We start from the raw sequence: 14,064 nt of genomic DNA, 5'->3' as shown, positions 1-14,064 counted from the left end.
AACGGTGCGTTCGGAGGGAACCGGGAGACCGCCCGGTGGCCTCGTGTGGTTCTCGTCTCCGGCGGGTGGCCGGGCTGTCCGCCGCGGGCTGCACAATCGACATCGGGGAGCCGGCCGCATCAGACGAGGTGATCATGAGTACCAGGAACCGCGAGAAGCGGAGGGCCAAGCAGAAGGCGCGCGCCGAACGCAACCGTTCGTGGGCGGCCGGTCCGGCGAACGGGTTCGGCGAGGAACCCGACCTTCGGGAGCTCACCTGGGCGTCTGCCGAGCTCCAGCTCACCGCCGCGTTGCAGGCCCGTCGCGGCGGTGACGAGTCCGCGCTGGCGCGCCACGTGGCGGCGCTGGCCGCGGTGTCGGGCGGGCCGGCCGGCCCCGAGATCGTCAACCGCTGTCTGCTGGCCTGGCTCGACCGGATCATCGAGCTCTGCTGGCGAGGCGGCTGGCAGCCGGCGGATGTGCATCGGGTCGCCGGCCGGCAGGCGGGCCCACGGGTGGCACGGCTGGCTCTCGACGCGATCGCCGCGCAGATGCGCCGCTACGCCGCCGCCACCGTCGACGAGCGGTGGGAGGCGCAGCTGCGAGTCCTCGACGCGACTGCCTGGTGGAACGACGACGGCGGATGGCTGGCGGCCCGGGGCACCCGCGAAGGCATCGAGCAGGTCGAGGTGCTCTTCGACGCCGTGGAGCTTCTCCACCTGCTGCACGGCCTGCCCGCGGTGCAGATGCTGTGCCCCGCCCCGGGCACGGCGCGCCGACACACGCGGCCCGGCGCGGGCGCTGCCAGCACCGCCGGCGCCGGTGTCCTCAGCGGCGGCACCGGCATGCTCGACAAGGTCCGCGGGCTGCTGGCGAAGGCCGAGTCGACCACCTTCACCGAGGAGGCCGAGGCACTGACCGCCAAGGCCCAGCAGCTCATGGCCCGGCACAGCATCGACGAGGCGCTGCTGGCGGCGCGCAGCACCGGCAAGGCCGCCGAACCGGACGGCCGCCGGCTCGGCATCGACAACCCCTACGAGGCGGCGAAGGCGATCCTGCTGGACGTGATCGCCGACGCGAACCGCTGCCGCACGGTGTGGGCGAAGAGCCTCGGCTTCTCGACGGTGATCGGCTACCCGGCGGACCTGGACGCGGTCGAGGTGCTCTACACCTCCCTGCTCGTGCAGGCGACCACGGCGATGATGCAGGCCGGTTCCCGCCAGGACCGTCAGGGGCGGTCCCGGACCCGCGCGTTCCGCCAGTCCTTCCTCACCTCGTTCGCGACCCGCATCGGCGAGCGCCTCAGGGCCACGACGGAGGAGGTGGGCGCGCAGGCCGCCGCCGAACCGGGCCACGACCGGCTGCTGCCGGTGCTCGCCGCCCGGGACGACTCCGTCCGGCGGACGACGACGAAGATGTTCCCGGAGGTCGTGACGAAGTCGGTGACCGCGTCGGACAGCGAAGGCAGTGCCCTCGGCCGGACCGCCGCCGACCTTGCGTCCCTGCACGTCCGGGACGAGATGACCGCCCGTCGCTAGTACCGGGTCGAAAGTGACTCAGGGTGAGGCGACTGCCAGCCCGGGGTACGACTCGCCTCGGCCCTCGCCTCCCCAGGACCGCCAGCTCGAAGCACGGGCGGCGCCACGTCTTCCGCTCCGATGTCACGCGTCACGGCTGCGCAGCACATGCCAGCCGCCGAGGAGCGCAGCTGCCGCCCAGACAGCCATGATCAGCAGACCCAGCCACGGATCGTAAAGGTCAGCAGCGGAAAACAGGCGAGGTGGGCGTCCGGGGGCGTCTCCACGGTGTCTCATCCTGGCTCTCGCCAGGGCCGCCCGCGATGTACATCGCATCCGCCGCCCTCCGCCGGACGTCCCACCCAGATGCGCATATTCTCTGGATGTCGGTGCCGGATCTCGCTGTGCCCTGTCTCCGTGCCAGTCGACCCTGGAGGGATCGGTCCGCGTGAGGACAGACACCGTCGTCATCAGTGCCGCCGCCGGCTGGCTCCCGCCGCGCCGCGAGGCCCCGGCCGAGGCCGGCGTCGCCCCCGAGGATGCCGGCTACACCGCGCTGGCGGTGTCAGACGGCCCGTCGGCTCCGGAGATGGCGGTGCTCGCCGCGACCGCCGCACTGGAGCGGGCCGGCTGGAGCGGAGCCGACCTCGACCTTGTTCTGCACGCCTGGAGCTACTACCAGGGCCACGACTTCTGGTCCCCCGCGCACTACCTCGCCGACCAGCTCGGGGCGCGGGACGCGCAGCCGTTCGGGATCCAGCAGATGTGCAACGGCGGGGCGGCGGCGTTGCAGACCGCGGCGGCGCACCTGCTCGCCGATCCGGCCGTCGGCCGGGTGCTGGTCACCACGGCGGACCGCTTCTGCCCACCGGGCTTCGACCGCTGGAACAGTGATCTCGGTGTCGCCTACGGCGACGGGGCCAGCGCCCTCCTGGTGAGCCGGGCGACCACCGCCCCGGCGGGTACCGACGTGGTGGACGTCCGCCCGTCCGCCGCGGGAGCAGCGGATGTCGGTGGGGCGGATGCCGGGGTGGCGGGCGAGCTGCGGCTGGTGGCGGTCAGCTCCGTCTCGGCGCCGAGCCTGGAGGGCATGCACCGGGGCACCGACGACTTCTCCCCCGCCGCGCGCCTGGCCGCGCCGGCGGTGGACGTCCGGCGTACCAAGAAGGCCTACCTGCGCCGGCACGGCAGCTCCGGCTACCGGGTCGCCGAGCGGGAAGGGATCCGGGCCCTGCTGGCGCTGGCGCTGGACGAGGCGGGGCTGAGCCGTGACGGCGAACGGCCTCGCTGCGTCGTGCTCCCCCGGGTGCACCGGGCCCCGCTGGAGTCCGTCTTCGCCCCGGTCGTCGAGGAGGTCACCGGCGCCGAGCCGATCGACTTCGGCCGCGCCACCGGCCACCTGGGCGCCGGCGACCTCACCACCGGCATCGCGGACCTGATCGATAACAAGATCCTCGCTCCCGGCGAGACAGCGCTGGTCCTGAGCACCGGCGCCGGTTTCACCTGGTCCTGCGCCACCCTCACCGCACCTGCCTGCTGACCGGGCGGCCCCGGCCCTGTCCTGATCAGCAGATGCGGGGCAGTTGTTCGCCGAGCGGGCGGTCGACGACGCGGGTGGTCCCGAAGGCGGTGCGGGCGACGACCAGGCCCGGGTGATCCGCGGTGACCGTGCCGATGATCGCCGCCTCCGCGCCGGCCGGATGCGCGCGCATCGCGGCCAGCGCCGCGTCCGCCTCCTCCGGGGCGACGAAGGCGACGATCTTGCCCTCGTTGGCGACGTGGAGCGGGTCGAGGCCGAGGAAGGCGCAGGCCGCCTCCACCACCGGCGGGACGGGCACCGCGCTCTCGGTGAACTCGACCCCGGTGCCGGACGCGGCGGCGATCTCGCACAGGGTGGTCGCCAGGCCGCCCCGGGTGGGGTCGCGCAGCGCGTGCACCCCGCCGGGCGCCGCCGCCAGCATCGCGGCGACCAGGCCGTGCAGGGCCGCGGTGTCGGAGCGGACGTCCCCGCCGAACTCCAGGTTCTCCCGGACGCTCAGCACCGCCACGCCGTGTTCCCCGATCGGCCCGGACACCAGGACCCGGTCACCGGGCCGCGCCCGCTCGGGGCGGATGTCGACGCCGGGCGGGACGACCCCGATGCCGCTGGTGTTGACGTAGATCCCGTCGGCGAGGCCCCGCTCGACGACCTTGGTGTCGCCGGTGACCAGCCGGACGCCGGCGCGGGCCGCGGCCCGTCCCATCGCCTCGGCGACCCGGCCGAGCACCTCGAGGTCGAGGCCCTCCTCGAGGATGAACCCGGCGGACAGCGCCACCGGGACGGCACCGCTGCAGGCAAGGTCGTTGACGGTCCCGTGCACCGCCAGCTCGCCGATGCTGCCACCGGGAAAGAACAACGGGCGGACCACGTAGGAGTCGGTGGAGAACGCGAGCCGGACCCCGCCCACCTCCAGCACCGCCGAGTCCGCCAGCGCCGGGACCGGCGTCCGGGCGCCGTCGTCCGGCGCCGCGGCGAACGCGGGGAGGAACAGGTGCTCGACCAGCTCGCCGGACAGCACTCCGCCGCCGCCGTGGCCCAGCATGACCGCACTGTGGTCCCGCAGCGGGCGCGGGCACACCCAGCGCGTCGGGTCGACCGTCTCAGGCATGGCGAACCCCCGTCATGGCGAACCCCCGTCAAGGTGAACCTCGGTCAGGTGAACCTCGGTCATGGTCGGCCGCCTCCGCCAGGGCCGGCCGCCCCCGGGGCGGTGCCGGCGGGTGCCAGCCGTCGGAACTGGAAGTAGGCCGCGCAGGCGCCCTCGGTGGAGACCATGGTCGCGCCCAGCGGCGTCCGCGGGGTGCACCGACCGCCGAAGGCGGGGCACTGCGGCGGCTTGATCACCCCGCGCAGGACGTCCCCGCTGCGGCATTCCGGTGACTCCTCGGCGGTGAGCCCGGTGACGTCGAAGCGGATCGCGGCGTCGAACGGGGCGTACTCGTCGGCGAGCCGCCAGCCCGAGTCGGGGATCACGCCGATGCCCCGCCAGGCCCGGTCACACACCGTGAAGATGCTGTCCAGGGTGCGCCGCGCCACCGGGTTGCCCTCGGCGCGCACGGCCCGCGGGTAGGCGTTCTCGAGCTCGGCCCGCCCGTCCTCCAGCTGCAGGACGGCGGCACGCACCCCGTCCAGCAGGTCCAGCGGCTCGAAACCGGTGACGACGATCGGCACCCGGTGTGCCGCCACCAGCGGTTCGTACTGTGTGGTGCCCATGACCGTGCAGACGTGCCCGGCCGCGAGGAAGGCGCTGACCCGGTTGTCGGGGGCGGTGAGCACCGCGGCCATCGCGGGCGGTACCAGCACGTGGCTGACGAGCATGGAGAAGTTGCGCAGCCCGCGGTCCCGGGCGGCCACCAGGGCCATCGCGTTGGCGGGGGCGGTCGTCTCGAAACCGATGCCCAGGAACACGACCTGGCAGTGCGGGTTCTCCGCGGCGATGCGCACGGCGTCCAGCGGCGAGTAGACCACCCGGACGTCCCCGCCGCGCGCACGGACGGTGAACAGGTCCGTGGCGCTGCCGGGCACGCGCAGCATGTCCCCGAAGGAGCAGAGGATCACCCCGGGCCGGGACGCGATCTCCAGCGCCCGGTCGATGGTCTCCAGCGGCGTCACGCACACCGGGCAGCCGGGGCCGTGCACGAACTCGACCTGGTCGGCGAGGAGCTGGTCGATGCCGTTCCGGATGATCGAATGGGTCTGCCCACCGCAGACCTCCATGATCGTCCAGCGGCGGGTCGCGGCGGCGGCGATCGCGTCCACCAGCCGGGCCGCCAGCTCGGGATCACGGAACTCCCGCAGGTACCTCATCGGCCCCCACCCGCGTCCTCCCGGACGGTGGTGACGCGGCCAGGGCTCGCCAGGGACACGATCTCAGGTCCTCTCTGCGTGGGCTCTTCGTCGGCCGGTGTCGGTGGGCTCAGCCCGTCGGGCGGCGGTTCGCCCACCAGGTCGGGCGGCGGTTGGCTCAGCGCGGCGATCGCCGCCTGGCCCAGCGCGAGCCCACCGTCGCCCGGCGGAACGACGCGGTGGGCCAGCACCTCGAAGCCGGCCGCGGTCAGCCGGTCGCGGCAGGCGCACAGCAGGATGACGTTCGCGAACACCCCGCCGGTCAGCCCGACCACCTCGACGCCGTGCCGGTCACGCGCCGCGCGCGCGACCTCGACCACCGCCTCGGCGACGGCCAGGTGGAAGGCGCGAGCCAGCAGCCGCGCCGGCGTTCCGGCGCGCAGGCCCGCGACCAGGCCGGTGATCACCGGGGCCGCGTCGAGCACGAAGGAGGCCTCACGACCCCCGGCGCTGGCGCCGGCCTCCCCGCCGACATCCGCGCCGACTCCGAAGGCCAGCCGTGGGACGGCCGGCGTGGGCAGGGTGGGCAGGGTGGTCACGTTGTCCGGGGCCGGTGCGGGGACGTCCGCGGCGAGGGCTTCCAGCTCAACGGCGGCCTGCGCTTCGAAGGTGCTGCGCTGCCGCACGCCGAGCAGGGAGGCCACCGCGTCGAACAGACGTCCCATGCTGCCGCAGGGCACGCTGGAGAGGTTCCGTTCCACGAGCACCCGCAGGACGTCCAGCTCGGTCGGGGAACAGGCGCCCACCGGCGGCAGATCGTCAGCCCAGGGCAGGCCGGCGGCGGCGAGATGGGCCAGCGCGCTGCGGTACGGGTTGCGGGCCGCCGCGTCGCCGCCAGGCAGCGTGACCGGACGCAGCCACGCGAACCGCTCGGCTCGGGTCACGTCCGGGCCGACCAGGAGGCCCTCGCATCCCCAGATGGTCCCGTCGAGACCGAAGCCCGTCCCGTCGAACGCCAGCCCGAGCACCGGTGGCCCCACCCCGCGACCTGTGCCGGCAGGTGCGGCTGGGCTCGCGGGACCCGCTGGGCCGGCTGGGCCGGCTGGGCCGGCTGGGCCGGCTGGGCCGAGGCGCCCGTGTTCGGCCAGCAGGGCGGCGACGTGCGCATGGTGATGCTGGATCTCCCGGATCGGCATCGGCATCGGCGTCGGCACCGGCGTCGCCGGGCCCGCGGGCGTTGCGGTCGCCGCGGCGCCGCCCGGCTGGCGTGCCGCCCAGGCGCGGGTCAGGTAGCCGGGATGCCGGTCGGCGGCGATCAGGGACGGGGCGACACCGTGCAGGTGGGCCATCCGCGCGCAGGACTGCTCGAACAGCCGCAGCGCGTCCAGCCCGGCGATGTCACCGAGATACTGGGAGACGATCGCGTGGCGTCCGGTCGTGAGGCAGATCGTCGACTTGCCGTCGCCGCCCACCGCGAGCACCGGCCGGACGGCGCGACCGAGGTCGACCACCTGTGGCGCGTACCCCCGGGAGCGCCGCAGCGGCAGCACCCGCTCGCCGTCCCAGCGCTCCACCGAGTCGTCGCACGGGGCGACGATCGGCCGGTCATGGGTCAGGTAGGCGTCGGCGATGCCGGCCAGCCGGGTGCGCGCCTGGGCGTCGTCGACGCAGATCGGCTCCCCGGAACGGTTGCCGCTGGTCATCACCAGCGCCCGTGGCGGCTGCGGCATGCCGGGCCCCGGCACCGGCGTGAACAGCAGGTGATGTACCGGGGTGTAGGCGAGCAGGAGACCGATGAGCGGACTTCCCGGCGCCACCAGCGCCGACAGGGCCGCGCCGACGCGGCGGCGCCGGGCCAGGACGATCGGCGCGGCAGCGGAGGCGAGCAGGTCCCGCTCGGGCGTGGACAGGTCGGCGATCAGCGCGGCAGCCGCGACGTCCCGCACCATCACGGCGAGCGGTCTGTCGGGACGTCCCTTGCGGGCCCGCAGCAGCGCGACCGCCGCGTCGTCGGCGGCGTCGCAGGCCAGGTGGTAGCCGCCGATGCCCTTGATCGCGACGATCTGGCCGGCGGCCAGTGCCCGCTGTGCCGCCGCGAGCGCGGCGTCCGTGCCGCCAGCGCCAACCGCGCCGCCCATGTCACCCATGCCGTCCGCGCCGTCTGCGCCGGGCTCGCCGGGCTCGCCGGGCTCGCCGTCGGCGGCGGCCGGGTGGAACCACAGGCTCGGGCCGCAGGACGGGCAGCAGATCGGCTCGGCGTGGAAGCGGCGGTCCGCCGGGTCGGTGTACTCGTCGGCGCACCGCGGGCACATCGGGAAGCCGGCCATCGAGGTCGCCGCGCGGTCGTACGGCAGGCTCTCGATGATCGTGAAACGCGGGCCGCAGTTCGTGCAGGTGATGAACGGATGCCGGTAGCGGCGGTCGGCGGGGTCGGTCAGCTCCCGCCGGCAGTCGGCGCAGACCGCGACATCGGGCGGGACCATCGTGCGCGGCCCCGCCGCCGGTGGGCCGGTCGCGCTCTCGACGATGCGGAACGCCGTCGTGTCCGCCGGTGCCGCTGCGGCCGCCCGCTGCGCCGAGGCCGCCGGCGTCACCGAGACCGCCAGGCTTGCCGGAGCCACCGGGACCCCCGGGGTCACCGGGGCTGCCGGGGCTGCCGGGGCTGCCGGGGCGCTGCGGCGGGCCGGTGCGGCGGAGGCCATCTCGGTCACCGTGATCCGCTCGACGCGCGCCAGCGGCGGCGCCGGCGCCGCGAGCAGCCGCAGGAACTCGGCGACGTCCGGGTCGGTTCCCTCGACCTCGGCGACGACGGAACCGGCGTCGTTGCGGACAAACCCCGTCAGGCCGAGCCCGGCGGCGAGCCGGTAGACATGCGGACGGAATCCGACGCCCTGCACCACACCCTCGATCGTCACCTGCCGCCGGACCCGGGGAGCGCTGCCGGACGTCACGCGCGCCGCCCGCGCCCGGCCCGACGGGTGCCGGCGGTCGCCGGCTGCCCCATCATGTGGAGCCGGTCAGCGCGCGGTGGCGGGCGATCTCGTCGAGCACGGCGCGCACGGCCGCCACCGAGTCGTCGTCCCCACTGTTCTCGAAGATCGAACAGGCCTCCTGCAGCACCGCGGCGGCCTGCGGCAGGGCACCCAGCTGCGCGAGCGCGTTGCCCTGGCTGGCCAGGACCCGGGCGTAGCTGACCGGGCTGTCCAGGCCCACCCGGGTCGCGATGATCTCCTGGTAGCGGCCGGCGGCCTCCACGAGGTTGTCCCGCCGGTGCGCGGACGGCGCGTGGACCAGCGCGTTCGCCAGGTTCAGCTGCGTGCTGGACCACTCCGACGGATGCGTCTCGCGGGTGTAGACGGTGAGCGCGGTGCGCAGGCCCTGCATGGCCACGCCGATCCGCAGCTGGTCGGAGGCGGAGTTCATCGGCATCGCCAGGTAGGCGGCGGCGAGACTGACCTGGGCGGAGGCGAACAGCTCCGGCGCGGTGTCGATGGTGATCAGGCGCAGTGCCGCCAGGTAGTTCTCGGCGGCGGTGCGCAGCCCGGCCAGGTCGTCGCCGGCGAGCTCGTGATGCACCGAGCCGAGGGTGAGGTGCAGCTCGGCCCGTCCGGCGGCCAGGTCGGTGGAGGCGAGGGCGGCCAGCGCCGTGGTGAGGTCGGTGACGACCGCGAAGGTGGGGCCCTCGACATCGCGGCGCAGCCCGGCGGCGGTCGCCATCAGCTGGGCGGCCAGGCCGGGGGCCGACTCCGCTGCCGCGCCGATGCCCTGGGCGAGCGCCCGCCCGGCGTCACCGATGCGGCCGGCCGCCATCGCGTGCGCGGCCTGCGCGGAGCACACCAGCGCCGCGATCTCCCCGGTCGCGTCGCCCGGGGCGGGCGGCTCGCGCCGCTCGCCGGTGGCGAAACGCACGACGTCCACCAGCACGCCGAGTTCCGCGCCGAGGTCCGCGCGCAGCGCCACGAGCTGCTGCGCCGGGGTGCCCGCCGGGTCCAGCACGAACCGGTTGTAGCGGGTGACCACGTCATCGCCCCGCAGGCGCTCGGCGGCGCCGGCGACGTCCCCCCGGTAGGCGAGCTCGATCGCGGCCAGCTCCGGTGGCCACGCGGTCGGGAGCATCCCCGCCGCGAGGGAACGACGGACGGTCGCCGTCTCCTCCCCACCGGGTACCAGCAGGAAGCCCGCGGGCAGCGGGAACACGCCGACCGGCTGTGGGCGCGCACACGGCGCGCCCGGCGCCGTCGCATCCCTCGCATCCCTCGCATCCGGCGCGCCCGAGCCGGTCTCGGCGGGGGCAGGGTTGTCTGTGGCCATCTGTGTCACCCGTCGTGTTCGGTCGGGTGCCCCGGGGGGCACCGGCTGGGCGGGAGGGAACGTGGACGTGTTCGCGTCACAGGGCCGCGCGGCGCCTGCCCACGACCCGGCGAGCCCCTTCGTCAGGTGGAGCGTTCCCGGGTGCCCGGGCAGCCTCCGACGCGGCGTCCGGCGGGCCCGCCGCAGGAGCCTTCGGCAGGAAACGCTATGTGCCAGGGGGCCGGCCGCCGATCGACAGTGGGCAGACGCTGCCACCAACGCGCCAGCGGATGTGTCACCGCCGTCACCCCGGCGGCAACGGACAAAGGTTTGACGGGCCCGATCGGGGCACACAAGGGGCACAGCCGGCCGCACCACGCGAATCCGACGCCACGCGGCATCCGACGGTCCCTGCCCACCAGGAGGAAACGATGGGTCTGCGCTACACGAACCGGTCCAAGGCCGGTCCGCTGCGGTTCAACATGGGCGCCCAGGGCCTGTCCTCGGTCAGCATGAAGGCGGGCCCGTTCACCTGGCGCCTGTGGTCCCGTCGGCAGCGGGCCGGGATGTCATCGGTCGATCTGCCGGGTCACTGGTCGTGGCGGCCGTCCGCCCGGCGTCGCTCGCGGAGCACCTCGCGGGATTCCTGAGCCTCACCGCAGGAGCTGCGGGCGACCAGCGACGGTTCGACGAGCACGGTGACCGTCTCGCCCGGGGATTCGACGACGAGGTCCGCCGCCTGGCGGCCCATACGGATGACAACGCCGATCGTGCGGGAACGACCTGCGAAGATGCCTCTCGTGAGCGCGTTGGGGGTGTATTCGAGCCGGGTGACCGTCTCCCACACCCGGGCGGCCGTCGGCGCGGTGACGGCCCCGCCGTTGAGAACCCGGGAGACCGTCGCCGTGGACACACCCGCGTGCGCGGCGACGTCACCGAGGCAGTTACCGCCGCGCCGTAGACACCGGCGCCGACACGGTCGCTGGCGCCCTCGCCCTGGTACCGGCCCAGGACAGGACGGGGTGCAGACGGGGCCGACCTCCGGGCAGCACCGCACCGGCAACAGATCAGAGTTTCGAACACGGCCCGAGGCCAATGGTAAAAGCTGATTGAAACGCGCGGACAAAGGCTGCCAGCAGATTTTTCCACCTTTCGAAAACCCGCACGGACCACCAACGTGAATCACTCCGTCCGCCCGCGCAACCTATCCGATCAAGCCTTTAACGAGGCCACCGCAACGGACTATTGCTGCACCTTCCAGCGGCCAGGAAGTCACAACAACACTGCTTCCGCCAGACCAGTGCACCGTGCACTGCACGCGATCTACACCATGCCGCCAGCACCGCCGCCGAAGCACCGTCCAACCCGACCCTGCGGCAGGGTGCTCGACGTTCGGGGCTTGCCGCCAGGGGAGAACTTCCAGTTCGACGGCTGCATCGTGGGCCGAGAAAACCCCGCCTGCGCCCACGAATCCGTATGGGCACGCCCACCACCCGGCAGGGAAGCCAGCCAGTTTCGGCGGCGACATAACGCAGACGACGCGAGATGAACGACACAAGAAAGACAGAGATAAAAAGAGGCAGAGAAACGAAAAGGCAGAGAAAAACCGCTCCCCGCCTCTTCTAATTTATAGCGCACCGGGGGGCTTGCGGCAAGGCCCGGGTCATGCCGCAGAATCGTCCGCCGAGGCCACGACGCACGGAAAAGCGCGGTGGGCCCGACGAGAGGTTCGACAGCGCTGGTGGCGGCGGTGATGCGATCGGCCGCCTCAGCAGAGACGAGCATGGCTGCCGTGGAGGCATCGATCATGATCGAGAATTACGTCCTGGATCTTCAGGAGGTCGACGAGACGCAGGCCGCGGCCGTCGGTGGCAAGGGCGCGCACCTGGGCGGGCTGTCGCGGATCGACGGCATCCGGGTGCCGGGTGGCTTCTGTGTGACCGCTGGAGCCTTCCGGCGGATCATGGCGGAAGCGCCGGCGATCGACGATGGGCTGGATCAGCTGTCCGGCGTGAACCCGGACGACCGGGAGGGGATCCGGGCACTCGGCGCGCAGCTACGTCGGCTCATCGAAGGGGTCACCATCCCGGGCGATCTCGCGGCGGCGATCACAGGCGCGCTTGCCCGGCACGGCGAACAGGCCGCCTACGCCGTCCGATCGAGCGCGACGGCGGAGGACCTGCCGGCGGCCTCCTTCGCCGGCCAGCAGGACACCTACCTGAACGTCGTGGGGCCGGCGGAGATCCTGCGGCACATCAGCCGGTGCTGGGCCTCGCTGTTCACCGAACGGGCCGTGGCCTACCGCCAGCGCCACGGCCTCGACCACCGCACGGTCCACATGGCCGTGGTCGTGCAGCAGATGGTTCTCCCGGCGGCGGCCGGTGTCCTGTTCACGGCTGACCCTGTCACGGGCAACCGGACGGTCGCCACCGTGGACGCCGGTTTCGGCCTCGGCGAGGCCGTGGTCTCCGGCCTGGTGAACCCGGACGTCTTCACGGTGCGGCACGGCGATGTCGTCGCCCGGGCGATCGCCGCCAAACAGCGTGCCGTCCACGCCGTGGCGGCCGGCGGTACGCGGGTGGTGGCGATCGACGCGCAGCGGCAGAGGCAGCCGGTGCTGACGGACGCGCAGGTCCTGCGGCTCGTGCGGCTCGGGCGGCGGATCGAAGCGCACTTCGGCCGCCCGCAGGACATCGAATGGTGCCTGGCCGAGGGTGACTTCCAGATCGTGCAGAGCCGGCCGATCACGACGCTGTTCCCCATCCCCGAGGCCGGTGACCAGGAGAACCACGTCTACGTCTCCGTCGGTCACGGGCAGATGATGACCGACCCCATGAAGCCGCTGGGGCTGTCCCTGTGGCAGCTGACGGCCCTGGCGCCGATGCACGAGGCCGGCGGGAGGCTGTTCGTCGACGTCACCCGGCGGCTGGCCTCACCCGCGAGCCGCGCCGGCCTGCTGGACGTCATGGGGAGAGGCGATCCGCTGGTCAGGGACGCGCTGGAGACCGTCCTCGACCGTGACGGCTTCGTCCCGTCACTCCCGGACACGAGTCCCGCCGGGCCGCCGGGCCGCGCCGCGCCCATCCCGATCGAGACCGATCCGGCCATCGTCACCGAGCTGGTCGAGCGCAGCCGGGCGTCCGTCACCGCCCTCGAGCACGACATCCGGACGAGGACCGGACCGGCACTGTTCGACTTCCTGCTGGAGGCCTTCGAGGAACACCGGCGCGTCCTGAGCGATCCACTGAGCATGCAGGTGATCATGGCGGGGATGGAGGCCACCTGGTGGCTCAACGACCGGCTGCAGGAGTGGCTGGGCGAGAAGAACGCCGCTGACACGCTGACGCTGTCCGCTCCCGGCAACGTCACGTCCGAGATGGGCCTGGCGCTGCTCGACGTCGCGGACGTGATCCGCCCGCACTCGGAGGTCGTGACGTTCCTGCAGGGCGTCGAGGACGACGGCTTCCTGGACGAGCTGGCGACGCTGCCGGGCGGGGCCGAGGCGCGCGACGCCATCGAGGCCTACCTCGACCGGTACGGCATGCGCTGCGTCGGCGAGATCGACATCACGAGGCCGCGGTGGCGCGAGCGCCCCACCATGCTCGTGCCCGTCATCCTCGACAATGTCAGGAACTTCGAGCCGGGTGCCGCCCGGCGGCGCTTCGAGCAGGGCCGGCAGAAGGCACAGCAGAAGACGCAGGACGTGCTGTCACGCCTGCGGGCCCTGCCGGACGGGGACCAGAAGGCCGACGAGGCCGGGCGGATGATCGACCGGGTCCGAACCTTCATCGGGTACCGGGAGTACCCGAAGTACGGCATCGTCAGCCGCTACTTCGTCTACCGGCAGGCCTTGCTGGCGGAGGCCGGGCGCCTGGTGCGGGCCGGCGTCCTCCGCGAGCGGGAGGACATCTTCTACCTCACGTTCCAGGAGCTCCACGACGTCGTGCGCTCCTCACAGCAGGTGGATGACCGGCTCCTCCAGCAGCGCAGGGACGCGTTCCGGTCGTACCACGCGCTCACCCCGCCCCGGGTCCTCACCTCGGACGGCGAGGCCCTCACCGGCGCGTACCGGCGCGACGACGTGCCGGCCGGCGCCCTGGTCGGCCTGCCGGTCTCCGCCGGGACCGTCGAGGGGCGGGCCCGCGTCATCCTTGACCTGGCGCAGGCCGAGCTCGAGGCGGGCGACATTCTGGTCACGGCCTTCACGGACCCCAGCTGGTCGCCCCTGTTCGTCGCGGTCGCCGGCCTGGTGACGGAGGTCGGCGGCCTGATGACGCACGGCGCGGTGATCGCCCGGGAGTACGGCGTGGCGGCCGTCGTGGGTGTGGAGCAGGCCACCCGGCTGATCCGGGACGGGCAGCGGATCCGCGTGCGCGGAACCGACGGGTACGTCGAGATCCTGCCCTGACCGACCCGGCGGCCGGGGTCACGGCGTCATGGAGACCGTCGGCG

At 73.6% G+C, this 14,064-nt stretch carries 8 protein-coding genes; 3 read left to right on the top strand and 5 right to left on the bottom strand.

What is annotated here, in order from left to right; genetic code table 11:
* Window positions 1-134: 134 nt before the first annotated feature.
* Window positions 135-1,517, top strand: coding sequence for a DUF2786 domain-containing protein (locus tag B207_RS0106610; RefSeq protein WP_026310759.1), 1,383 nt, complete (start codon window positions 135-137; stop codon window positions 1,515-1,517).
* 427 nt (window positions 1,518-1,944) lie between these two features.
* Entirely contained in the window at window positions 1,945-3,036 is a 1,092-nt protein-coding gene (locus B207_RS0106605) for a 3-oxoacyl-[acyl-carrier-protein] synthase III C-terminal domain-containing protein (RefSeq protein WP_018635737.1), read from the top strand.
* A 25-nt stretch (window positions 3,037-3,061) separates the two neighbouring features.
* On the opposite strand, the gene hypE is transcribed toward B207_RS0106605, so the two are convergent.
* The 5 genes from hypE to B207_RS41130 form a co-directional block, all read right to left on the bottom strand.
* On the bottom strand, window positions 3,062-4,144 hold the full coding sequence (hypE, locus tag B207_RS0106600; RefSeq protein WP_018635736.1) for a hydrogenase expression/formation protein HypE: 1,083 nt from the start codon (window positions 4,142-4,144) through the stop codon (window positions 3,062-3,064).
* A 59-nt stretch (window positions 4,145-4,203) separates the two neighbouring features.
* Window positions 4,204-5,343: a hydrogenase formation protein HypD gene (gene hypD, locus B207_RS0106595; protein WP_018635735.1), complete on the bottom strand. Its 1,140-nt coding sequence runs from the start codon at window positions 5,341-5,343 to the stop codon at window positions 4,204-4,206.
* Window positions 5,340-8,237, bottom strand: a complete 2,898-nt coding sequence (locus tag B207_RS32875; RefSeq protein WP_018635734.1) for a carbamoyltransferase HypF — start codon at window positions 8,235-8,237, stop codon at window positions 5,340-5,342. Before B207_RS32875 ends, hypD begins: the two co-directional genes overlap by 4 nt.
* Before the next feature lie 88 nt (window positions 8,238-8,325).
* Window positions 8,326-9,633: a hypothetical protein gene (locus tag B207_RS0106585; RefSeq protein ID WP_154675180.1), complete on the bottom strand. Its 1,308-nt coding sequence runs from the start codon at window positions 9,631-9,633 to the stop codon at window positions 8,326-8,328.
* Window positions 9,634-10,201: 568 nt separating this feature from the next.
* A complete protein-coding gene (locus B207_RS41130; RefSeq protein ID WP_268258192.1) occupies window positions 10,202-10,669 on the bottom strand; it encodes a LacI family DNA-binding transcriptional regulator in 468 nt (155 codons plus the stop codon).
* Between the two features lie 750 nt (window positions 10,670-11,419).
* Between B207_RS41130 and rph the strand changes: the two genes are divergently transcribed.
* On the top strand, window positions 11,420-14,020 hold the full coding sequence (rph, locus tag B207_RS0106575; protein ID WP_026310757.1) for a rifamycin-inactivating phosphotransferase: 2,601 nt from the start codon (window positions 11,420-11,422) through the stop codon (window positions 14,018-14,020).
* Window positions 14,021-14,064: the final 44 nt, after the last annotated feature.

Source organism: Parafrankia elaeagni (genome assembly GCF_000374165.1).
Lineage (GTDB): Bacteria > Actinomycetota > Actinomycetes > Frankiales > Frankiaceae > Parafrankia > Parafrankia elaeagni.
The sequence above is the reverse complement of the archived record's forward strand: the minus strand, read 5'-3'. Positions and strand labels throughout refer to the sequence as shown.